Below are 22480 nucleotides of genomic sequence, written 5' to 3'. Positions count from 1 at the left end.
TTATGCAGTTGTGGCCCTGCGTGCCGCCTCGCGCTTAGCGCGGACTTTTTCTACGACCGCGGCAATGCGGGCGCGTTCTTCTAGGAATTGCGGCGGATTATGCCCGCGCATGGAGCGCACATATGCCGGGTGCGTATCGAGCACGGTGTGCTTCCACGCCTGCACGGCGATAAGAGCTGATTCCCCGGTGCACTTATACAGGTGCGGCAGGGAGACCATGTCGAGGTTGCGGGCGACGGCATCGGTTTGCGCCAGCACGTATTCCACGACCTCGCGGAGGTAATCTGCTACCGCCTGTGTGCGCTGGCGCAGCGCCTCTGCCAGTTCGTGCACGACGATGGGCTTGGCAATGGGATAGCGCTCATCCAATAGGCGCGGGGTGAGCTGCTCCGGCTCCTCCGCATCATTCGCGCCGGAGGGAGCAGCAGAAATGGTTCCCGAACGCACGCCGGACACTAGCGCTTGGCGAAGCCCAATTAGCTCACCCACGCAGCGCCCCGAGTCCACGCGGGCATCGTCGACGATATCGCCGAGTTCTGCCAGGCAATCCATGGATAGTTCCTCATCCCAATCCTCGATTGCTTCAATAAGGTGCTCGAGGTATTCCGCGACTTCGTCGCCGATATTATAAATCTCCTGGGTGAGCTCGCGGTGACGCAGCTCGGCGGCGATCTTCTGCATAGGCTTCGAGCCACTCCTTCCGCGGTTTTCATTTTCCAACCTCTAGTAGAGGTTGAGGTTTTCGGCGACGACTCATGACTCTATGCCAGATCGCCCACCGCGAGAGCGCGACACTCCGAAGCGTTTAACAGGTTTATGGCAGGTTCGCGCTTGCGCCATTGTGACCTGCAAGAAGGAAAACACCCGGGGAATAAAATCCCCGGGTGTACCCGTTTGGGCTCTTTCTAGCGCTTGTAAATGTGCTCAATAGCGCTGGCATAGCGTTGGGCCACCACGTTGCGCTTGACCTTCATCGTTGGGGTGAGCTCATTTTCATCCTCAGTAAGGTCGCTTTCTAGGATGTAGAACTTCTTGATGCCCTCCGCGTGGGAGACCGTGGAGTTCACCTTGTTGACGGCGTCTTGCACCTCGGCGCGCAGGGTGGCGTCGGTAGCGATATCGCTCATGGAGCGGTTTTCTGGGATATTGTGGTCCAATTTCCACCGCTTGAGAATATCCGGGTCCAAGGTGATTAGCGCTCCCACGAACGGCTTGCCATCGCCTACGACCATGGCCTGCGAAATCAGGGGGTGGCCGCGCAGAATATCCTCCATCGGGCCAGGCGATACATTCTTGCCGCCCGCGGTGACAATCAAGTCCTTCTTGCGGCCGGTGATGGTGAGCTTGCCATCATCGTCGATTTCCCCCAAGTCACCGGTGTTGTACCAGCCATCCTCGAAGGCTTCCTCCGTGGCCTCGGGGTTATTCCAATACCCTTGGAAGACCATGCCGCCCTTGATGCAGACTTCGCCGTCATCGTTAATACGCATGGTCACCCCGCCCAGCGGCGGTCCGACGGTACCAATGGATTGGTCCAAGTAGTCCACGGCCGCGGCCGCAGCGGTCTCGGTCAGGCCATAGCCTTCATAAACGGGAACTCCGATGCCGCGGAACCAGTGCAATAAATCGTGGCCCATCGCGGAGCCGCCGGTAATGCAGTACCGAACATTGCCGCCCACGCCCTGGCGGATGGTGGAATAGACCAGCTTGTCAAAGAGCTTGTGTTTAATTTTCAGCAGGCGGTCTGGGCCTTCCTGCGTATCGAGTGCCTTGGAGTATTCGATGGCGATCTTTTCGGACTGCTCAAAAAGGAAGCTCTTGATGCCAGAATCCGCTGCCTTAGAGGCCGCAGAGTTGCGGACCTTTTCAAATACGCGCGGCACGCCCAAAATCACGTTGGGGCGAGAGCGGGCAAACTCGATGGAGATGGTGGAAAAATCGGACCAGTGATTCTGCGAAGCACCGCGAATAGCCACGGCAATCGATACGGCACGGGAAAAAACGTGGGCCAAGGGCAAAAATGTCAGGGTATGGCTACCCGGCACGGCGAATACGCCGATGGGATTGGTGGTCAGCGCCCTAGCTTCCGAGAGCCAATTCCGGTGCGTCAGGATGCAACCCTTCGGCCGACCGGTGGTGCCGGAGGTATAAACCAAGGAGGCAAGATCATCGGTATTGGTGGCGGCAATGCGAGCAGACACCTCGTCGGTGCCAACGCTGCGGCCTTCGAATTTCAAGGTATCGATGGCGGAGGAGTTAATCTCCAATACGCGCCGCAGCCGCGACGGCGAGCCTTTTAGGTTTGGTTCCCCGTCGTCTTGTAGGACCAGGTTTTCTACCAATTCGGAGTGCTCGCGGGTTTCGGTAATCGCAAGTACCGCCCCGGAATCCTCGATAATCCAACGCACCTGGGAGGCAGAGGAGGAAGGATAGACCGGAACCGATGCCGCGCCGGCTGCCCAAATGGCGTAGTCCAGCAGGGACCATTCGTAACGGGTAGCAGAAATGAGGGCAATGCGATCGCCCTGCTTCACGCCTAGCGCGATTAAGCCTTGAGCTACTTCAAAGACCTCATCAATAAATTCTTTTCCGGTGACATTAACCCACTCGTAATTAGCTGGGCGCGTAAACATCACGCCGTGCGGGCGCTTCTTCGCGGTATCCATCAGGGCGGTGAGGCAGGTTTCCCCCGGCTCAATGGTAAATTCCGCCGGAGTGTGCACTTGTTGCAGGGTCACGCGATGTCCTTTCGCACAGCTAATAATAATCTGTGCCTACTGTACCAACCGGATGGCGAATCAACGCGTTTCACCCACGATCGAAGTGGTAATTATTCAGGGCTTATAGCATCAGAGCGGTCCATTTATTGGAGTAATCCACCAATTTGCCCTAGGGCCACAGGCTACCGATTAGCGCAACGATGAGAACCAACGCAATCATGGACCACAGCGTGAGCGAGACCCGGGATTTAGGCAGAGAGCGTTTGCGGCGAACGGGCTGGGAGGTGCCGACAACCGGCGTAGTTGCGGCGCGCTCATCTTTTTTGCGCTCTGGATCCCACAGGCCTTCGCGGGGATCTACCGGCTGGATCCTATCCGAGCTGGCGCCGGGTACGTCGCCGCTCGCTGCGTTATCGCCCGTGCCCTCCGAATGTTGATCAGCCATGGTCTTTTACTGTAGTGCCGCGATTGCGAAACTGGGAAATTAGGCCGGCGCTGCGGTCTACGGCCCACATCAGGCACCAGGCCAGCCCAATCATGATGGGAACCACGATGATTACCACGATGATCATCTGTACCCACACGGCCGCCTGCACCAAGAACTGCGAAAATGCGCTGCTCACGTCAGTCAACCACTCCATGGGTTCTTATATTACTGCCCCACGGTAATCTGGCAGGTATGTCGAGCGCACAGATACCCGTCACCATTGCCACCCCATCTGGACGTATCACCGGCTTTAGCCGCGATGGCCTCTCCTATTTTCATTCGCTGCGCTTTTGCGAAATACCTAGCCGCTTTGCCCCAGCGCGGCCGCTGGAAAAACCCCTCGACCAGGATGCACGCACACCGCAACCGGATGAGGTAGCACTCAGCATCACCGCCCCCGACAACGCTGCGGATTGCCCCGTGGTGGTCTATATCCACGGGGGAAGCTTTGAAGGCGGCTCGCATGAGGACGAGCGGGTGCCAGGCACGGTGACGGCCCGCAAGGGCATCATCCAAGTCCGGGTGGGCTACCGCGTGGGCCTGGCCGGTTTTGCTCGCTTTGCTGACGATGAAGCGGACCGCTACCGCGGCATCGATGACTGCATGCTGGCTTTGGAGTGGTTACAGGACAATATCGAATCCTTTGGCGGGGATAAAACGAATATCACCCTGGTAGGCCAATCCGCCGGTGCGGCGATTAGCCTGTGGCTTGCCCGGCGCGATCACTACCGCGGTGCTTTTCGGCGCGTCCTCGCCCTATCGCCTGCCTATCCCCGCGATACCTTTGAGCACCGCGTGGCGGGATTGCACAGGTGCCTGTCGGTACCCATCGAGCCCAATGCCCTGGAATCGCTGTCGCCCGAGGCACTAGAAAAGGGCTATAAAAAGTTCCGCAAGAAGCACCGCTATGACTTGGCCCTCGGCCCGGCACCAATGCAGGCATCTGAATTGGCGGATATCCCCATCGTGGTGAGCTCCACCCGGGATGAGTTTTACGATCTTCCAGCCGGCAAGCGCATCGATAATATGGCCCTGGGCAAGTTTATTTGTAACTACCTTTCCCAGCGCTTCGGCTTCCCACACGGGCGCTACACGCAATGGCGCCAGCTCGCGCAGTACGTGGACCCGGACCGCCTCATGGGCCGGATGATAGGCGATTCCCTCGTTCGCCGCTGGACGGCGCAGGTAGCCTCCGGCGCTCCGGGGCCTACCTGGATGATGGAGTTTACGAGGAAGCTTAAGCCGGCGCTGCACTGCGATGAGCTCTACCCGCTCTTCGGCACCGACTGCGAGCTAAATGAGTGGCTCTGCCACTTCGCCACCACAGGGGAGGCGGGTTTCCCCCGCTATGGCAGCGACCACCGCGTGCTCGAATTTGATTTGGATACCGGGGATCGGCGCATTGCCTATGCCACCCTGGATTACGTGGCCGCGGCGTTTTATGAGGAAGACTAACTGCTGCTGTGCCTACGCCTGAAGCGCCGTGCGCAACTCAGCTTCCGCCAGTTCCTCGCACATCCACGGGCTAAATACCGCCGACACGGCATCGGCTGCGGCGATGAGGCGGGTTGGCTCGACCCATTCCCAGGAGTCGACCTCGTCCGGGTTCGGCTGCCACTGCGCCTGGGAATCGAGCTCTATGCAGTAGACGGGGCAGATTTCATTTTCCACAAGGCCGGAGGAGTCTACCGCGCGGTAGGAAAAGGTGGGCAACACCTCGCGCAGGTTGGACAGCGCGTCTGCCGGAATCCCTAACTCGAATTCGGCGCGGCGAATGACGGCATCGGCAGTCGACTCCCCCGGACCAGGATGCCCGCAGAAGGAATTGGTCCACACGCCGGGCCAGGTTTGTTTGCTCAGCGCCCGACGGGTGATGAGTACTTTTCCTTGGCAGGTAACCCACGCGGAAAAGGCAAAGTGCAAGGCAGTGTCGGTGGTATGCACCTCGGATTTGAGGGCAGTACCAATGGCTTTTCCATCAGCACCCGCCAGGACTACCCGTTCCGTCATAGGTTCAGATCCCCCACCCAGGTGACGTTTCCAATGTGTAGGCGGGCATTCCAGAGATTGCCCGGTGCGACATCGTAACGATATTGCAGGTTAACCGCGGCACCCGCGCCCAGCGGGTGATCGAGGCCCGGGGGTTCCACGCCAGGCGCGGAGTTCTCGTCATACGGCAGGGCTTTTACCTTAGACCAGCCGCCATTTCCGTCGGCGCGCTCGAGGACGGGGTCGTCGAAAGCATCGGCGGGCAGGGCCATTTCGTTTTCGTTCTTGAGCAAAATGGTCACCACGGAACCGCCGGAATTACTATCCGTATAAACCCCCTGCAGCTCCCAGCTGACGCCGAGGCCGGCATCTTTCACCGGGCTCGCCAGGTTGGAAGTAACTTCCTTATCGTCGGTGTCTTCCGCTTGATAAGGCGCTTCTTCCGAGCTGGAGACGGTGATATTGTCCCCCAACCCGGTCTCTTCCGGCTGGAGAATGCTGCATCCGGCCAGGGTCACGGCGAGAAGGCTGACCACGCCTGCGCCTAAAGTGTGAGAAATTTTCACCGTGGATGGATCCTTTGCACGCGAAGATTAAGTTTATTTCTGCACAGATACTTTAGCCGAAAGCCGGCCCAAGGTATGCATCTGGGCTGCGCGCCGTGGCGTGTGGCATACTGGAATGTCTCTTTTAGGTACTCTCCCTCCACGCGTCTTTGAATTGAGCATCCCTTCATGAAATCCCTCGTACGCATTACCCGCAGCGCTTCTGCCCTGTGGCCCTATTATCTCGGCGTGTTGCTCGCAGCGACGGTCACTGCCGTCCTTGCGTTGATTTCACCCTTCCTTACCAGGGAAGCCACCGACATTATCGTTGAGGCGCTACAAACAAACGAGCCGCTTGGCGATGCCCTGCGGGCCGTCCTTTTCCTAGCCCTCGCCCTTTTCCTGGCCGATGCCGCCAATGCTTTATTTCGGAATGTCGGCAGCTATATCGGCGATGTCATGGTCTCGCGCTTGCGACAAATTTTATCCAATCGCTACTTTGCCAAGCTCTTGGCGCTGCCGCAGGGTTATTACGATAATCAGGTCACCGGCACAATCATTGCCCGGCTGGATCGCTCTATCGCGAATATCACGCAGTTTATCCAGTCCTTTGCCAATAACTTTTTCACGATGATCATCCAGACCATCGCGGTATTAGCCATTACCGCTTGGTATTACTGGCCCCTGACCATTCTATTGGCGCTGCTTTTCCCCATTTATATGTGGCTAACCGCGCTAACTTCGAAGCGCTGGCAAAAATTTGAGGCCATTAAAAACGAAAACATCGACCAGGCCAATGGCCGCTTTGCTGAGGTCATAGGCCAGGTCAAGGTCACCAAATCCTTCGTCGCCGAATCCCGCGAGCTGGACCATTTTGCCCAGCGCTATGGCACCGTTGTTGACACCACGCGGCCGCAGTCCCGCTGGTGGCACATGATGGATACCTTCCGCGGCATCGCCATGGCCATAATCTTTTTGGGCATCTATGCGGTCATTTTCTGGCGCACCCTCGAAGGCCACTTTTCCATCGGCGATATGGTCATGCTCTTGCAAATGGTCACCATGGCCAAACAGCCCGTATTCATGATGAGCTGGATGATCGATACGGCCCAGCGCGCTATCGCCGGCTCACGCGACTATTTCAAGGTCATGGAAGAAGACTTGGAGCCCACCGCCCCACGCGAGCTGGTCGCCGCCATCACGGATTCCGGCACCCCCGAGCTCAACCTCACCCCCATCACCCCATTAGAGCCAACCCCCGGCGCGCCGGTCTTTGCCTTTGATGACGTCTCCTTTGCTTATGAAGAAGGAAAGCCCGTCGTCATCAACATCTCCTTTACCGCCCACGAGGGCCAGAAGGTCGCGCTCGTGGGCGAATCGGGCGGCGGTAAATCCACCCTGGTCAACCTGCTGCTGGGCCTTTATCACCCCTCGGCCGGCCACCTCGATGTACTAGGCCACCGCGTCGATGACCTCACTGCGTCTCGCTTGCGCGCCTCTGTTGGCGTGGTTTTCCAAGAGTCTTACCTCTTTTCGGGCACCATCCGCGACAATATTGCCTATGGCAAGCCTGGGGCCACGGAGGAAGAAATCGTAGACGTCGCCAAGCGCGCCAATGCCCATGACTTCATTGAGGCCTTCCCGGATGGTTATGACACGGTAATCGGTGAGCGCGGGCTAAAACTTTCCGGCGGGCAGAAACAGCGCGTTTCCGTTGCGCGCGCCATGCTGAAAGATGCCCCTATCTTAGTGCTCGATGAGGCCACCTCCGCGCTTGATACCAAGGCCGAACGCGCCGTCCAAGCCGGCCTGGATGAGCTGATGAAAGACCGGACCACGCTGATTATCGCGCACCGCCTATCCACCATCGCGGATGTCGATACCATCATCACCCTCGAGGCAGGGCGGATCGATGAAATGGGCTCGCCTGCCGAACTCGCGCAATCCGGCGGCATTTATGCCGAGCTGCTCAAACTCACCCAATCCAGCTCCGCCGCGGACCGCCGTCGGCTGAAAAAGTACGGCTTTGTCACCGGCACCAACTCCCACAGCCAGCACGGCGAAGAAAGTGAATAAATCCACTGGGACTGCTGCGCTTAAAGCGTTAAGCTTGTGTGCATGCAGTTTCCTAGCCTAGAAGAGTTGCAAGCCCGCGGTACCCGCAAGTGGACAGTCTTTGATGAGGACATCCTCCCGCTGTGGATCGCGGAGTCCGATTTCCCCACCGCCCCCGCCGTCAAAAAGGCGCTGCAGGAGATGGTGGATAATGAAACCTTCGGCTATACCCCCTCCCCCAAGGCCTCGGGGCTGCGCGAGGCAGTCGCCGATTTCTATGCGGAGCGCTACGACTGGCGCCCCAATGCCGATCACATCTTCTGGATAGGCGATGTCGTCCGCGGCCTCTTGCTCGGCGTGCAGTACTTTACCCGCGATGATTCCCCCGTCATCGTGCCCGTACCTTCCTACCCACCGCTGCTCGAACTCCCCCGCACGGCGGGGCGCGAGAAGATCGAAACCAGCCTCGAGCTAGATGAAATCGAGCAAGCCTTCAAAGACGGCGCCGGTTCAATTCTCTTGGCCAACCCCTATAACCCGCACGGCCACGTCTTGTCGGAGGACTACCTCCGCGGGTTGGTGGAGTTGGCGGAGAAATACGATGGCCGCATCTTGGCCGATGAGATCCATGCCCCGCTGGTTTATGAAGGAAAGCATATTCCGGTGGCATCGCTAAGCGAGGAAGCAGCGCAGCGCACCATTACGGTCACCGCCACCTCCAAGGCCTTTAATACCGCGGGCCTCAAGTGCGCGCAGATTATCTTTTCCAATGCCGCCGATGCCCAGAAGTGGAACGGGCTTACCGGCGTGGCCAAAGACGGCACCGGCACCTTGGGCGTGCTTGCCGCCGAGGCCGCCTACCGCCACGGCGGGGGCTTCTTGGACGAGGAAATCGAGTACCTGCGCGAGACCCGCGACTGGCTGGTAGAAGAATTGCCACAGCGCATCCCTGGACTGAAGACTACGCAGCCCCAAGCCACTTACCTGTTGTGGCTGGACTTTTCCGATACCGCCATCGCCGGCAATCCGCAACCTGCCAAGTGGCTGCGCGAAAACGCCCGCGTGGCCCTCAACGAGGGCGATACCTTCGGCACCGGTGGCCCAGGTCATGCGCGGTTGAACTTCGCCACTTCCCGCGAAATCTTGAGCGAGGCACTCGACCGCATGGAAAAGGCCTTCGCCGAGCTCGACTAGTTCCCAGCCACCCTTTCTCCTCGCCCCATCGCACACGCGATGGGGCATTTATTGTATTTTCACCATGCTTTGATTTCTCAACAGGTGGGCAGTAATATCTCATTACATGAATAGCCCCTATAGGGCTACAGAATTCACATTCCTGGTCGCGCCCTCGCCACCTCGGCTCTCGGCGCGGCTGATGGTTTTAGTACGCAATGTTAAGGAGCCAGGATGGCTACCACCACTGCCTCAGGCACCCCCAAGAGCAAGGCCACCGTTGTCATTGCCTCGCTCATGCTCTTTTCGATGTTCTTCGGCGCCGGCAACCTCATTTTCCCACCGATGGTGGGCGTTTCCGCCGGCACCAACTTCTGGCCCGCCGTGCTGGGCTTCCTCGCCGCCGGCGTGCTCTTGCCCGTCCTGGCCATTATCGCGGTCGCGATTTCCGGCCGTTCCGTCCGTGACTTAGGCGCAAATGGCGGCGCGATCTTCGGCGTCGTCTTTTCCGCCCTGTCCTATCTTTCTATCGGTGCTTTCTACGCGCTCCCGCGTACCGGCGCGGTATCCATGGAAACGGCGATTACTCCCCTGTTGGGCTGGGAAGGCACCATGGCCAGCGGTGCATTCAATACCGTCTTCTTCCTTATCGCGCTGGGCCTGGCGTGGAAACCCAATTCCATCATCGATACCCTGGGCAAATTCCTCACCCCGGCCCTGGTTGCGCTGCTGGTCGTCCTCATTACTTTGGCGGCGCTGAATCACCCGCGCGATCCCCAGATGCCCACCGAAGATTACGTCTCTTCCCCCATGGTCACCGGCCTTTTCGAGGGCTATAACACCATGGACGCCATCGCTGGCTTGGCCTTTTCCATCGTCATCGTGGGTTCCCTGCGCTCTAAGGGCTTTAAAACCCAAAAATCCCTGGTGAAGGGCACCATTACCGCAGCGCTGGTCGCCGGTATCCTGCTTGCCGCCATCTACCTGGGCCTTGCCTGGGTGGGCCAGACCTTGCCCGATGGCCAGTCTTATGAATCCGGTGCGCCGCTGCTTGCCGAGGCCGCCAATCTCACCATGGGCACCTTCGGCCAGGCCCTCTTCTCCGCCATCGTCGTCCTCGCCTGCCTGACCACCGCGGTGGGCCTTATCACCGCCACCTCCGCGTTCTTCGAGATGCTGGTGCCGAAGACGAATTACCACTTGTGGGCCTGCATCTTTACCGCGATGTCCATCCTCTTCGCCTTCCAAGGCCTCGACACTGTGCTGTCCATCGCGGTGCCGTTTATCACCTTCCTGTACCCACCGGCTATCTCCCTTATCCTGCTCACGCTTATCCAGCCGGCGGTAAAGAGGTCCGTCGTGTTCTACTGGACCTACCGCCTTGCCCTGTGGGTATCGGTCATCTGGTCCGCCCTGACCGTCATTTCCGCGCAGGGTTGGGGCACCGCCGCCCTGGATCCCATCTTGTCGCTGGCGCCGGGCCAAGCGGTGGATCTCGGCTGGATTGCACCTACCGTCATCGCGGCAATCATTGGCCTGATTGTGGATATCTCCACCAAGGCTGGCGAGAAGCACTCCAACTCCGTGACCGCGGCGGCCGATGCTGACGGCGATGCCGTCGTTGACTCGCCGCTCGATGCAGCGGCATCGCCAAAGAGCTAAGCTCTCTCCTTCCACTCCCCGCCGCGGGCCCGCATTCCTCGGGTTCCGCGGCGGGTTTCTGTCTGCGGTTCAACTCAGCTTGGGTCGCCGGGATGCGCATGGTCGCGTGAAAAAGGACGGAATAGCCCCGCCCCGCGTACCGTTGCACTATAGGTACTATCCCCGCGAGAAAAAGGATTATTTTCCCATGACTGATCACGCGCCACTTTCCGTATTGGACTTTTGCACCATCTATGACGGTGAAACCCCTGCCCAATCCATTAACCGGTCGGTGGAATTAGCCCAAGAAGCCGAAAAACTGGGGTATTCCCGCATGTGGTACACCGAGCACCACAATATGAAGTCCATTATGTCCTCCGCGCCTGCCGTCCTCATCGCACACATCGGCGCTAAGACGGAACGCATCCGGTTGGGCTCTGGCGGCGTGATGCTGCCCAACCACTCGCCGTACGTCATCGCCGAACAGTTCGGCACCCTGGAAGAGATGTACCCGGACCGCATTGACCTAGGCGTCGGCCGTGCCCCCGGCACGGACATGAATACCTTGGGCCGTGCGCTGCGCCGCGATGGGCAATCCGCCGAGCGCTTCCCAGAAGACGTCAAAGAGCTCAATGCGTACCTCGAGGGCAAGGCCTATATCCCCGGGGTCAGCGCGATTCCCGGTGCTAATACGAACGTTCCTATCTATATTCTAGGCTCGTCCATGTTCGGCGCTTCGCTCGCGGCAAAACTCGGCCTGCCCTATGCCTTTGCCTCCCACTTCGCCCCGCAGCACCTCGAGGAAGCAACCACCTACTACCGGGAAAACTTCCAGCCTTCCGAGCGGTTTAGCGAGCCCTACGTCATCGCCGGAGTAAACGTCACTGCCGCCGATACTATGCAAGAGGCAGAAGCCGAGTACGAGCGCGTGTGCTTCAACCGCGTGAAGTCTTTCGCCGGCCGCGGCAAGTACTTGACCGACCAGCAGGTAGAGCAAATCATCGAGTCCTACCAAGGCCAGCAAATCCTGGACATGCTGCGCTACTCCGCGGTCGGTACCACCAAGGAAGTCACCGAATACTTGGAGAAGTTCCAAGAGCACGCCAAGGCCGATGAGCTGATGATTTCCCTGCAGTCCAGCTCGCACGAAAACGTCATCAAGAACATGCACGTGCTTGCTGAGGGCTGGCAGCTCGATCCAGCCAACGTAGCGGGCACCCCGCGCTAAACCCCGCCTCGCTGCGCTACACAGCGCCGCGTTGGGCCGCCCTCGACCTCAACGCTGGCCGCGCAGCGCTACCGAACCCGCCGCAAAACAACCCGCTGAGATGGCCCTAATTAATGGCAATATATGCCTCCCCCCGAATGGTTTTAGGGCGTTTATGTGTTGAGTAACACACAAGTTATTCTTCATCTATGAAAATTTTGCGTGCGCGCTCAGCGCTGGGCTGTCTCGCGATGGCGACAGCGCTGGGTACAGTAACAGCTTGTTCAGCGGGCCATACGGCGGTGGTAGATACCTCCGGAAATGACGCCGCCCTAACGGTGGCGTCTAGTTCGGGAGCCACCTCGCTCGACTTCACCACTACCAGTGGGGCCGCCGCGCCCTCGGTGTTGATGGATAACGTCTATGAGACCTTGGTACGCATCGATGAAGATGGCTCCATCACCCCAGGCTTAGCCAAGGACTGGGACATCAGTGAAGATTCGAAGACCTATACTTTCCACCTGCGCGATGACGTAACTTTTTCCAACGGCGATCCCTTCACCGCGCAGACCGCCGCCTTTTCCATTAATTACGTAAAAAATGACTGGGCCAACGGCATTTCCTCCGCCATGGATCCCGTCGATAGCGCCACCGCGGTAGATGACCACACCCTCAAGGTGCGCCTGGAAAAGCCCTCTAACCGCTGGCTGTGGTCCATGGGCACCACCATCGGCGCGATGATGTCACCTAAGGGCATGGATGACCTTGCAGCGAAGCCTATCGGCACCGGCCCCTACGAGGTGGCGGGATTTTCCCCCTCAGAATTCGTCTCCTTGCACAAGCGCGATGATTACTGGGGCACACCGTCTGAGCACGATGTCACGGTGCGCTACTTCCCCGATGCCATTTCCTCGGTCACCGCGCTGCGTTCGGGCGGAGTGGACGTCGTCTGGGGCGTGGGTAATCCCGAAATCCTCGATTCCCTGGATGATTCCATCGATACCAACGTAGGCACCACCAATGGTGAGGTCCTGCTATCGATGAATAATGACCGCGCCCCCTTCGACGATCCGCGCGTGCGGCAGGCCGTGGCCTACGCCGTCGACCGCAAGGCCGCCAATGACATCGTGTGGTCCGGCATGGCCACCGATACCGGCGGCGCGCCCATGCCGCCTACCGATCCTTGGTTCGAGGGCAAGAACTATTACGACTTCAACCCGGATAAGGCCCGCTCGCTGCTTGCCGATGCCGGCGCCGAAGGCACCCCACTTACCATCACCGTGCCCACGCTCTACTATGCCCAGGCCATCTCCGAGCTGCTGTATTCGCAGCTTTCCGATGTCGGCTTCGATGTCACCCTCGAAACCGCCGAGTTCCCCGCCGTGTGGCTGGGCCAGGTCCACGGTGCCAAGGACTACCAGATGTCGATTATCTCCCACGTGGAGGCCCGCGATATCCCGGCGCTTTTTGGCAACCCGGATTACTACCTGAATTACGATTCCGCCCGCACGCGCGAGCTGCTCGAAAAGGCCGATACCGCAGCGCCTGAAGACTATCCCCACCGCATGACGCAGGTCGTGGACCAGATCATGGCCGATGCCGGCGCGCTGACCGTAATGAATATGCCGAATGTCGTTCTAACGCGCCACGGCATCAGCGGCTTGCACACCGATCAAGTCACCGACGCGATCGTATTGCGCGATCTCACCGACAAAAAGGAGGACCAATGAGTAGTTCTCGGGCACAGGCCATAATCCGGCCGCTGCTGCGCTTCGTGCTCACGCTTTTTCTCGCCTCCCTCATCATCTTCGCGCTCATGCGCGCCGTGCCCGGCAACCCGGCGCGCGTCGCGTTGGGGGTCAATGCCACTGATGACGCCATCGCCGAGCTCAGCGCGGAACTCGGCCTCGATCGTCCGCTGTTCACGCAGTACGGCGAGTGGGTAAAGGGCCTTGCCACCGGCGATTTTGGCAAGTCACTGTCCTCGCAACAGGACATCACCCCGCTGGTTGTGGACCGCCTGCAGGTCACGCTCATCCTCATCGTCCTGGCCATGGCCTTGGCGCTGGCCTGCGCGATTCCCATCGGCATGTGGCTGGCGCATAACCGCAATTCGCGGGTTGCCGGCCTGGTTTCCGCGGGAACGCAGTTGGGCATCGCCGTGCCAAGCTTCTTGGTCGGCATCATCTTGGTGGCCATCTTTGCAGTCCACCTGGGCTGGCTGCCGGCCAATGGTTGGGTTCCGCCGAATCGCGGCGTGGGCGATTTCCTGCGCCACCTCATCCTGCCGGTCATCGCCTTGGCCCTGGTCCAGGGTGCAATGCTCACGCGCTATATGCGCTCCTCGGTGCTCGACGTTATGGACCAGGACTATATCCGTACCGCGCGCGCCCTGGGCGATTCCCCGCGGGAGGCCCTGCACCGCCACGGGCTGCGCAATGCCGCGCTGCCGGTGCTGACGGTCTCTGGCCTGCAATTGACCTCGATGGTGGTAGGCGCCGTGGTCATTGAATCCGTCTTCGTCATTCCCGGCGTGGGTTCCATGCTGCTTGATGCGGTCTCCGTGCGCGATCTGACCACGGTGCAGACCCTCGTCATGCTGCTGGTCACCTTCGCGCTGGCAGTAAACATGCTTACCGATGTCGCCTACCGCCTCATCGACCCCCGAATCAAGGCAGGTGACGCGCGATGAAAATGCGTTTTTCTGGTTGGCTAGGCGCCGTGCTCGTCGGCACGGTCGTCGTAATCGCCCTCGTATCGCTGGTGTGGACGCCGTACGATCCCACCCTCGCGCAGCCGGGTAGCCGGCTGTCTGGCCCCACCGCGGATCACATCCTGGGCACGGATCGCTTCGGGCGCGATACCGCCTCGCGCATCATGGCGGGCGCGAAAATCACGGTCTTCGTGGGCCTTATCGCCGTCGGCATCGCAGGGCTTATCGGCATCCCGCTGGGGATTCTCGCGGGCATGCGCCGCGGCACCTGGGTAGAAGCGGTGGTCATGCGCGGCGCCGACGTCATCATCGCCTTCCCCGCGCTCTTGCTCGCCATTATCGCCGGCGCGGTCTGGGGCCCATCTACGCTCACGGCCATGATCGCCATCGGTATTTCCGGCATCCCGTCCTTTGCCCGCGTGGCGCGTTCAGGCACGCTGCAGGTGGTCACGCAGGACTATATCGCCTCCGCCCGCATCTCCGCCGTGCCGGGATGGAAGGTGGCGGTGCGCCATGTCCTCCCGAATATCGCGGGCCTTATCATCGTCCAGGCGTCGGTGTATTTTGCCCTCGCCATCCTCGCGGAGGCGGGCCTGTCCTACCTCGGTTTGGGCACCCCTCCCCCGGCCGCCTCGTGGGGCCGCATGCTGCAGGATTCCCAATCGCTGCTGAGCACAGATCCCCTCCAGGCCCTCTGGCCAGGCCTTGCCATCGCCGCCACGGTCTTGGGCTTTAACCTGCTTGGCGATGCCCTCCGTGACGCCCTCGACCCCCGCATGAAAGGAGCCACGCGATGAGCCTTTTAAGCGTGCGCGATCTCAGCCTCAGCGCCTCCGAATCCTCCCTCGTCGGCCCTATTAGCTTCGAGCTCGAGGCGGGCGAAAAGCTCGGCATCATAGGCGAATCCGGCTCCGGTAAATCACTGACCGCGCTGTCCATCATGGGCCTGCTGCCCACGGGGATTTCCGCCACCGGCGAGGTCACCGTGGCCGATCATCAGATCATCGGCGCGCGGGATTCCGCCATCCGCCCGCTGCGCGGCAAGACCATGGCCATGGTCTTCCAAGAACCCATGAGCGCGCTGGATCCCCTAATGCGCATTAGCGCCCAGCTCACCCATGCCGGTGCGCGCGATATCGCCGCGGCCCTAGAAGAGGTCGACCTCGACGCCGCTCTCGCCTCCCGCTTTCCCCACCAGCTATCCGGCGGGCAGCGCCAGCGCGTGCTCCTCGCCATGGCCATGGCGGGAAGCCCCGACGTGCTCATCTGCGACGAGCCCACCACCGCCCTCGATGCCACCACGCAGGACGGGGTCCTCCGCGTCATCGAGCGCGTGACCGAGCAACGCGGCACCGCCCTGCTTTTTATCACCCACGACCTCAACGTCATCCAGCGCATGTGCCCGCGGGTGCTGGTCATGCGCGATGGCGAAATCGTGGAAGAAGGCCGCACCGAGCGGGTGCTCACTCAGCCGCGCCACGCCTATACCCAAGAGCTGGTCTCGGCCTCGCAGCCGGCGGACTTCGCCCTCACCCCGGCGGGTGAGGGGAAGGATGTGGTGGTGCTGGAGGGCATCAGCAAGCAGCATGGCTCCCAAGCCGCACTGGCGGGGATCGATCTCCGCGTGCGCCGCGGCGAGCGGCTCGGTATCGTCGGCGGCTCCGGTTCCGGCAAGACCAGCCTGCTGAAGATTGTGGCGGAGCTGGATGCCCCGACCTCTGGAACCAGCACCGTGGATGGGCGCGTGCAGATGGTCTTCCAAGACCCGCAAGGTTCTCTGAACCCGCGGCTGAAGATCTGGAAATCCATCGCCGAAGCCATTCCCGGGCGCCTGTCCAAGGCCGAGCAGCGCGAGCGCGCCGCCGCCGCGCTGGAAGAGGTAGGCATTTCCGGCGAGGCGCTCGACCGCTATCCCCACGAGTTTTCCGGCGGGCAGCGCCAACGCATCTCCATCGCCCGCGCGCTGTGCGGCGAACCGGATATCCTGCTTGCCGATGAAGCCGTCTCCGCCCTCGACATGTCCGTGCAAGCCCAGGTGCTGGAATTGCTCGCCCGCCTCATCGAGGACCGCGGGCTGACCCTGCTATTTGTCACCCACGATCTCTCCGTGGTGCGCGGGCTCTGCGATAGGGTCGCCGTGCTCAACCGCGGCGAACTGGTAGAACACGGCCCCACCGAGCGCGTGTGGTCGAAGCCCAAGAGCGACTACACCCGCCGACTCATCGCCGCCGCAGGGCAATAGACTCGCGCGGCGTAGGGTGGTTGCGGTAAACATTTCTAGCGAAAGGAGTCCCGCAGGCTCGTGAGCACCGACCACCCTATCCCGCAACGCCCCAGCACCACCCAACTGCTGACCGCCTTTAATACCGCCTCCGTGCGCTGGCCCGGTGCCCTGCGCGCGGCCTTGGCGCTGCTGATTCCCGGCGCCTTCGCCATGCTCACCGGCCACGACTACGCCATCCTGCTGCTGGCCACCGGTGCCTTCGCCGTGATTTTCGGCGAGGGACACCCCTTTCGCACCCGGCCCCGCGTCATCCTCACCGCAGGCTTGGCCCTGACCACCGTGGCGACCGTGGGTGTGCTGGTCGGCCACCTCATTTTCGTCCCCGGGCACGGGCACTGGTGGCTGCTGCTCGCCGGTCTTTATTCCCTCCTGCTCGCCGCGCTTTGCGGCTTTACCCAGAACGCGCTGCGCCTGCCGCCGCCGGGCGCCTTCTTCCTCGTCTTGGTCGGCGGCGGTTCGGTGATGTTGGCGCGGACGGATACGAGCGTTAGCCAGCTGTTCCTGTGGTCCCTGACCGGTGTGCTGGCCAGCCTGCTTTTGGGCATGGCGCCCGCGCTCATTGATGTGCACGGCCCCGAACGCCGCGCCGTCGCCGCCTTGGAAAAGGCCACCGCTGCGTTTGTCTCCGGCGAGGATGATTCCCTCGCCCGCCACCACCAGGCCCAAACGGCGCTGTCGACGGCGTGGCAAGCGCTTGCCGATGCCGGCATCATCCGCGGCGGCCGCATCATCAATACCGCCGCCGCAGGCTTAGTGGATCGCACCTTGCAGGCCCAAGGGCGCATCGTCGCGCATAACCGCGCGCTGGATTTGGGATCTTCTTCGGATCTGCTGACCGATCACGCCACCGATGTGGATCCGCACCGCACCGCCATCCCGCACACCCGCCCCACCGGCCGCTACCGCATCTACCGCGCCGCGGTGCGGGACTCGCATGCCATGGTGACCACGCAGAAGATCGTGTTGTCCGCCGCTATTACCACGGTGGTCAGCTTGTCCTTAGGTTTTGACCGCCCGGACTGGGGCGTGGTCTCCGCCTTCCTCATGCTGCAGTGGGGACCGGACCACGTCGCCGGCACCGTCCGCGGCATCCACCGCATGCTCGGATCCATCGTCGGCGTCATGCTGTTTTCGGTCTTCCATTACTTCGGAGTGTCCGGGTGGAGCTTGCTCTTCGCCCTCGCCGCCTGCCAATTCTGCGCAGAGATTTTTGTAGCCAAGAACTATGCCATCTGCGTCATCTTTTCCACCCCGCTCGCGCTGCTGATGGGCAATTCCGCGCAGCGCCCCCTCTGGCCCACCATCCAGGCGCGCATCAGCGAGGTCCTCATCTCCATCATCGTGGCCACCATCGTGCTGTGGTTCTGGCAGCGCTCCGCGCCCATCCGCAACCAGCACCGCCTGCAAACCCGCGCCATGGAATCCATGTCCACCCTGCTCGGGCTGCTGTTTATCAATACTCCCGAAGAGGTCCTTGCCAGCCGCCGCGATCTGCAATACGAGCTGCTATCCGAGCGCCGCGCCATGCAATCCCTCGCCGCCGATAGCCCCGCCACCGCCCGCGAATTGTGGCAGCGGCACATCGCTATCCAGCACGCGGGCTATTTCTTGCTCGACTATTGCTCCACGCACCCGTTCAGGATGGCGAGCAGGGAGGAACTAGATGGCATCGTCAAGCAGATTCACGCCGCGCATGCCCAACAGCGCTAGCTTGTGAATTACGTCGCGGTGCTGAACAATTGAGACCACTACCCCTCGCCGAGCTAAGGACACCGTGACTTCTTCCTCCCGCGCCTATAAGCGCTCTCTCGAACCACACGATAAGGGCAGCGCCGTCGGGCTCTACCCGCACAATATGCACCCCGGGCTGGTGCCCGGCATCAGCGTTGAGGACCAACGCAATCGCTTCGGACTGGATAAATCGTTATTTTCCATCGCCGCTGTCCTCATCGTGGCCTTCATCATTTGGGGCATTACCATGCCCGATAACCTGGCCGCCGCCTCCTCCACCGCCTTTAACTGGGCCATCACCAATACCGGATGGCTGCTGAACATCACGATGCTGCTGGCCACCGTGACCATGGCCTATATCGGGTTCTCCCGCCTCGGCCGCATTAAGCTCGGCACGGATACGGAAACGCCCGAATTCAGCTACTTCAGCTGGGTAGCGATGATGTTTGGCGCCGGCATCGGCGTCGGCATCTTCTTCTACGGCCCCTCCGAGCCGCTATCGCACTACCTCAGCCCTCCTCCGCACACCGTGGATAACGGTAACTCCGTCGAGGCATTGCACCAAGCCATGGCCCAGTCGCACTTCCACTGGGGCATTTCCCCGTGGGCGGCCTATGCTTTGGTTGGCGCGGCGATTGCCTATTCGTCCTACCGGCGCGGCCGCGTTCCCCTCATCTCTTCCATCTTCCAGCCGCTCTTCGGCTCCCGCGCCACGGACGGCCCGCTGGGCAAGCTTATCGATGTCATGGCGCTTATCGCCACCCTCTTCGGCACCGCCGCTACCCTGGGGCTTTCTGCTATTCAAATCGGCCAAGGCGTCAGCATCATTCGCGGCGCAGGACCCATGACCAATTCCGCGCTCATCATCGTCATCGCCGTCTTAGGCTGCGCGTTTATCATCTCCGCGGTCTCTGGCGTCGCGCGCGGCGTGCGCTACCTGTCCAATTTCAATATCACCTTGACCTTGGGGCTTATTGCCTTCGTATTCTTGGTCGGACCCACCCTATTGCTGCTGAACCTGATTCCTTCGGGCATCGTGGTCTATATCGATCAATTCCTGCCCATGATGGCCAAGGGGCTGTCGTGGGGCGATGAGACAATTGAATTCCAGTCCTACTGGACGGCGTTCTACTGGGCCTGGTGGATTGCATGGACGCCGTTTGTGGGCATGTTCGTCGCCCGCATCTCCCGCGGCCGCACCATTCGCGAATTCGCCGCCGTGACTATCTTCGCGCCCACCGCCATTTTGGCGTTGGCCTTTACCATCTTTGGTGGCACCGCCATTTCCTTCAACCAAGACAGCGTAGAGGGCTTCGACGGGGAATCCTCCAATGAACAGGTGCTCTTTTCGATGTTCCAGGATCTTCCCCTTGGCACCATCACCCCGTTTATCCTTTTGGTCATCCTCGCGGTCTTCTTTGTCACCTCGGCTGACTCTGCCTCCGTGGTCATGGGCACCATGTCCTCCAAGGGCGACCCAACCCCGAATAAGCTCATCGTCATCTTTTGGGGCCTGTGCATGATGGGCATCGCCATCGTCATGCTGCTAACCGGCGGCGAGGACGTGCTCACCGGCTTGCAAAACCTCACCATTCTGGCCGCCCTGCCCTTCTGCCTCGTGCTGCTGACCATGATGGTGGCGTTCATCAAGGATTTGCGCTCTGATCCGATGTTCATCCGCCGCACCTATGCCCGTTCGGCGATGGATAATGCGGTCATGCGGGGCATCGCAGAGCATGGCGATGAATTCGAGTTCTCCGTCCAGCATGCCGAAGACGGCCGCGGGGCCGGCCATGACTTCGATTCCACCGCGGACCGTTATACAGAGTGGTACCAGCGCACGGATGAAGAAGGCGAAAACGTCGATTATGACTTCGAAACCGGCGAATGGTCCGATGGCTACGCCCCAGAGGATGAGGTGAAGTAATGGGTCTTCCCAGCGAAGTTGTCCTCGATGGCTACACCCTTATCGAGCAGCACGAGATTGACCACGAATTCTTATTGCGCGGCTCGCCGCTGAGCACGAACACTCCCCTGCTCTTCGCGCTCACCATCGCCGGCATCGTACTCGTGGCCGCCAGTTTATTTCTACGCGGGCGCGGGCGGGTCATCGCCGGTGTATTGGGCGCGGTGCTCGCAGTAAGTAAGCTGTGGTGGATGCCCTTCGCCTTGGCGCGGCACTTCGATGACGGTCAGGTCTTTGGCTATACGCTCAAGTACTTCCCGCAATACTGGCCGGTGGCCTCCATCATTGTCGGCGTCATCGCGCTCATCGGCTTGGCCTCTGCCATTATCCGACGGCCTTAACCTCCGAGCACCGCAATCGCGATGTGAAATGCGCGTATTCACGTCGGCGGGGCGAAAGAAACGCTGCTCAGCCCTCGGGCCGTCAACTGGCTTGTGCCTGCCACCACCCAGGCGCTCGCACACATCATTATTTCTGCACGCCGGCGGCCTCGCGCATGGCCTTGGTCTGCGCGGAAGGGTGCTCGTTTTCGGTGGCCAGTCGCTCGAAAGCCACGGCGGCGAGCGCTGCCGCCTGCATGCCGAGCACGGAGTCATCAAAACGCATCATCGGCGAGTGGTTCCACTCGCGCTGGTTCTCAGGCGTCGAGGGGTTGGCCGTACCCATCCACATAAACGTGCCCGGCACTTGGGAAAGAACATAGCCGAAGTCCTCGGAGGCCATCATCGGGGCTTCGAAGGGCTGCATGTTTTCTGCGCCAAACATCTGTCCCCACAGCGTGGCGGCGAATTGATTCTCCCGCGGGTTCGTCTTCGTCGTGGGATACAACACCTCGAAATCCACCTGCGCGGTGCAACGGTGCGAGGCGGCCACCGAGCTGGAGACCTCGGTGATCATTTGGCGGACGGCGTCGATCTTTTCATCGCGAAGCACGCGCACCGTCGCCCCCAGCGCCGCGCGATCTGGAATCGCGTTATACGCACCATTGCCTGCCCACAGGTTAGTCACGGTGATAACGATGGGCTCCAGCGCGTCGAAGCGACGCGTCAGCGCGGTCTGCAGCGCCATCTGGATTTCCGCCAGCGCCGCGACGGGGTCAATGGCATCGTGCGGGCGGGACCCGTGCCCGCCCTTGCCCAGCACCGTAATGGTCAGGTTGGACGAGCTTGCCATCATTGGACCTGGAACATAGTGGAACGTGCCTCGGTCTTGCGGGCCGACGTGCAGGCCGTAGGCGGCGATTGGGCGTCGGCCAGCGGCATCGAGCACACCCTCCTCGATCATCGGTTGCGCACCGCCCGGGCCTTCCTCGCCGGGCTGGAACATAAAGGTGACATCGCCATGCAGCTCCTCGCGGTGCTCGCACAGCATGCGTGCAGTCCCAATCAGCCCCGCGGTATGCAGGTCATGGCCGCAGGCGTGCATGTATTCGTTGATCGACGCAAAGGGGCTGCCGGTCTGCTCATGCACCTCCAGCGCGTCCATATCCGCGCGTAGCAGCACCGATACCGGCCGCTCGCCGCGCTTGCCGCCGCGCAGCACCGCCACCACAGAGCTAAGATCCTGCCCCACATGGATCTCGAGTGGCAGTCCCTCGAGCGCTTCAAGAACCTTTTGCTGGGTGCGCGGCAGATGCAGCCCGATTTCCGGGTGGCGGTGCAAATCACGCCGGATTTCCTGCAGGTCCTTCACCATGTTTTCGCCCATGTCCTGAAAAATCTCCGTCGCCGGCTGCTTGCCGATGCGCGCCCTAGTTACCGGCAGCGGCGGCAGCTCCTGCGCTTGGCGCGGGACGGACTTACGGCCGGGGTGGTTGGGGCGGATAATTTTCGTGGGATCAGTCATATGGGCTCCTTTACTCGCTGTCATATTCGACAATACCGCAGGTTATCCACAGGGTGAATGGACGGCGAGACGCCAGGTGTGACGCGTGGGGCGAGTTATCCACAGGCGGGACGGAGCGGGCTTT

19 protein-coding genes are annotated in these 22480 nt (G+C 60.9%); 12 read left to right on the top strand and 7 right to left on the bottom strand.

Annotation, left to right across the window (positions count from 1 at the left end; genetic code table 11):
- The 4 genes from ABRP66_RS01610 to ABRP66_RS01595 form a co-directional block, all read right to left on the bottom strand.
- A complete protein-coding gene (locus tag ABRP66_RS01610) occupies positions 1–681 on the bottom strand; it encodes a hypothetical protein (protein WP_005284226.1) in 681 nt (226 codons plus the stop codon).
- Between the two features lie 224 nt (positions 682–905).
- The gene (locus ABRP66_RS01605; RefSeq protein WP_284782337.1) at positions 906–2738 is read right to left on the bottom strand and encodes an AMP-dependent synthetase/ligase; all 1833 of its coding nucleotides are present in this window, start codon (positions 2736–2738) and stop codon (positions 906–908) included.
- A gap of 151 nt (positions 2739–2889) precedes the next feature.
- Positions 2890–3165, bottom strand: coding sequence for a hypothetical protein (locus ABRP66_RS01600; RefSeq protein ID WP_284782336.1), 276 nt, complete (start codon positions 3163–3165; stop codon positions 2890–2892).
- Positions 3158–3343: a hypothetical protein gene (locus tag ABRP66_RS01595; protein ID WP_284782333.1), complete on the bottom strand. Its 186-nt coding sequence runs from the start codon at positions 3341–3343 to the stop codon at positions 3158–3160. The genes ABRP66_RS01600 and ABRP66_RS01595 overlap by 8 nt, the downstream gene beginning before the upstream one ends.
- A 56-nt stretch (positions 3344–3399) precedes the next feature.
- Between ABRP66_RS01595 and ABRP66_RS01590 the strand changes: the two genes are divergently transcribed.
- Entirely contained in the window at positions 3400–4662 is a 1263-nt protein-coding gene (locus tag ABRP66_RS01590; RefSeq protein WP_349838233.1) for a carboxylesterase family protein, read from the top strand.
- A 12-nt stretch (positions 4663–4674) separates the two neighbouring features.
- On the opposite strand, the gene idi is transcribed toward ABRP66_RS01590, so the two are convergent.
- Together idi and ABRP66_RS01580 are read right to left on the bottom strand one after the other, a co-directional pair.
- On the bottom strand, positions 4675–5217 hold the full coding sequence (gene idi / locus ABRP66_RS01585; protein ID WP_284782329.1) for an isopentenyl-diphosphate Delta-isomerase: 543 nt from the start codon (positions 5215–5217) through the stop codon (positions 4675–4677).
- Entirely contained in the window at positions 5214–5762 is a 549-nt protein-coding gene (locus tag ABRP66_RS01580) for a hypothetical protein (RefSeq protein WP_284782328.1), read from the bottom strand. Before ABRP66_RS01580 ends, idi begins: the two co-directional genes overlap by 4 nt.
- A 168-nt stretch (positions 5763–5930) precedes the next feature.
- Between ABRP66_RS01580 and ABRP66_RS01575 the strand changes: the two genes are divergently transcribed.
- From ABRP66_RS01575 to ABRP66_RS01525, 11 genes are all read left to right on the top strand, one after another.
- On the top strand, positions 5931–7817 hold the full coding sequence (locus tag ABRP66_RS01575; protein WP_284782327.1) for an ABC transporter ATP-binding protein: 1887 nt from the start codon (positions 5931–5933) through the stop codon (positions 7815–7817).
- Positions 7818–7859: 42 nt separating this feature from the next.
- On the top strand, positions 7860–8990 hold the full coding sequence (locus ABRP66_RS01570; protein WP_284770256.1) for a MalY/PatB family protein: 1131 nt from the start codon (positions 7860–7862) through the stop codon (positions 8988–8990).
- A 213-nt stretch (positions 8991–9203) separates the two neighbouring features.
- Positions 9204–10631: a branched-chain amino acid transport system II carrier protein gene (gene brnQ, locus ABRP66_RS01565; RefSeq protein WP_284770255.1), complete on the top strand. Its 1428-nt coding sequence runs from the start codon at positions 9204–9206 to the stop codon at positions 10629–10631.
- A 187-nt stretch (positions 10632–10818) separates the two neighbouring features.
- Positions 10819–11838, top strand: a complete 1020-nt coding sequence (locus ABRP66_RS01560) for an LLM class flavin-dependent oxidoreductase (RefSeq protein ID WP_284784790.1) — start codon at positions 10819–10821, stop codon at positions 11836–11838.
- 188 nt (positions 11839–12026) lie between these two features.
- Positions 12027–13547: an ABC transporter substrate-binding protein gene (locus ABRP66_RS01555; protein ID WP_349838232.1), complete on the top strand. Its 1521-nt coding sequence runs from the start codon at positions 12027–12029 to the stop codon at positions 13545–13547.
- A complete protein-coding gene (locus ABRP66_RS01550) occupies positions 13544–14509 on the top strand; it encodes an ABC transporter permease (protein ID WP_349838231.1) in 966 nt (321 codons plus the stop codon). The genes ABRP66_RS01555 and ABRP66_RS01550 overlap by 4 nt, the downstream gene beginning before the upstream one ends.
- Positions 14506–15327: an ABC transporter permease gene (locus ABRP66_RS01545; RefSeq protein ID WP_349838230.1), complete on the top strand. Its 822-nt coding sequence runs from the start codon at positions 14506–14508 to the stop codon at positions 15325–15327. Before ABRP66_RS01550 ends, ABRP66_RS01545 begins: the two co-directional genes overlap by 4 nt.
- Entirely contained in the window at positions 15324–16772 is a 1449-nt protein-coding gene (locus ABRP66_RS01540) for an ATP-binding cassette domain-containing protein (RefSeq protein WP_349838229.1), read from the top strand. The genes ABRP66_RS01545 and ABRP66_RS01540 overlap by 4 nt, the downstream gene beginning before the upstream one ends.
- Positions 16773–16832: 60 nt before the next feature.
- The gene (locus tag ABRP66_RS01535) at positions 16833–18524 is read left to right on the top strand and encodes an FUSC family protein (protein WP_284782317.1); all 1692 of its coding nucleotides are present in this window, start codon (positions 16833–16835) and stop codon (positions 18522–18524) included.
- A gap of 145 nt (positions 18525–18669) precedes the next feature.
- A complete protein-coding gene (locus ABRP66_RS01530) occupies positions 18670–20472 on the top strand; it encodes a BCCT family transporter (protein WP_349838280.1) in 1803 nt (600 codons plus the stop codon).
- On the top strand, positions 20472–20852 hold the full coding sequence (locus tag ABRP66_RS01525) for a hypothetical protein (RefSeq protein ID WP_284782315.1): 381 nt from the start codon (positions 20472–20474) through the stop codon (positions 20850–20852). The genes ABRP66_RS01530 and ABRP66_RS01525 overlap by 1 nt, the downstream gene beginning before the upstream one ends.
- Before the next feature lie 127 nt (positions 20853–20979).
- Here ABRP66_RS01525 and ABRP66_RS01520 read toward each other — a convergent pair whose 3' ends face one another.
- On the bottom strand, positions 20980–22356 hold the full coding sequence (locus ABRP66_RS01520; RefSeq protein WP_284782313.1) for a M20 metallopeptidase family protein: 1377 nt from the start codon (positions 22354–22356) through the stop codon (positions 20980–20982).
- Positions 22357–22480: the final 124 nt, after the last annotated feature.

It is taken from the genome of Corynebacterium sp. KPL2680, from assembly GCF_040225675.1.
Taxonomy (GTDB): domain Bacteria; phylum Actinomycetota; class Actinomycetes; order Mycobacteriales; family Mycobacteriaceae; genus Corynebacterium; species Corynebacterium rhinophilum.
This window is presented reverse-complemented; position numbering and strand designations above follow the sequence as displayed.

Coding starts and splice junctions, on each gene's coding strand:
- ABRP66_RS01610 (WP_005284226.1), bottom strand. CDS start 681: ATGCAGAAGATCGCCGCCGAGCTGCGTCACCGCGAGCTCACCCAGGAG.
- ABRP66_RS01600 (WP_284782336.1), bottom strand. CDS start 3,165: ATGGCTGATCAACATTCGGAGGGCACGGGCGATAACGCAGCGAGCGGC.
- ABRP66_RS01590 (WP_349838233.1), top strand. CDS start 3,400: ATGTCGAGCGCACAGATACCCGTCACCATTGCCACCCCATCTGGACGT.
- idi (WP_284782329.1), bottom strand. CDS start 5,217: ATGACGGAACGGGTAGTCCTGGCGGGTGCTGATGGAAAAGCCATTGGT.
- ABRP66_RS01575 (WP_284782327.1), top strand. CDS start 5,931: ATGAAATCCCTCGTACGCATTACCCGCAGCGCTTCTGCCCTGTGGCCC.
- ABRP66_RS01570 (WP_284770256.1), top strand. CDS start 7,860: ATGCAGTTTCCTAGCCTAGAAGAGTTGCAAGCCCGCGGTACCCGCAAG.
- brnQ (WP_284770255.1), top strand. CDS start 9,204: ATGGCTACCACCACTGCCTCAGGCACCCCCAAGAGCAAGGCCACCGTT.
- ABRP66_RS01560 (WP_284784790.1), top strand. CDS start 10,819: ATGACTGATCACGCGCCACTTTCCGTATTGGACTTTTGCACCATCTAT.
- ABRP66_RS01555 (WP_349838232.1), top strand. CDS start 12,027: ATGAAAATTTTGCGTGCGCGCTCAGCGCTGGGCTGTCTCGCGATGGCG.
- ABRP66_RS01550 (WP_349838231.1), top strand. CDS start 13,544: ATGAGTAGTTCTCGGGCACAGGCCATAATCCGGCCGCTGCTGCGCTTC.
- ABRP66_RS01545 (WP_349838230.1), top strand. CDS start 14,506: ATGAAAATGCGTTTTTCTGGTTGGCTAGGCGCCGTGCTCGTCGGCACG.
- ABRP66_RS01540 (WP_349838229.1), top strand. CDS start 15,324: ATGAGCCTTTTAAGCGTGCGCGATCTCAGCCTCAGCGCCTCCGAATCC.
- ABRP66_RS01530 (WP_349838280.1), top strand. CDS start 18,670: ATGCACCCCGGGCTGGTGCCCGGCATCAGCGTTGAGGACCAACGCAAT.
- ABRP66_RS01525 (WP_284782315.1), top strand. CDS start 20,472: ATGGGTCTTCCCAGCGAAGTTGTCCTCGATGGCTACACCCTTATCGAG.
- ABRP66_RS01520 (WP_284782313.1), bottom strand. CDS start 22,356: ATGACTGATCCCACGAAAATTATCCGCCCCAACCACCCCGGCCGTAAG.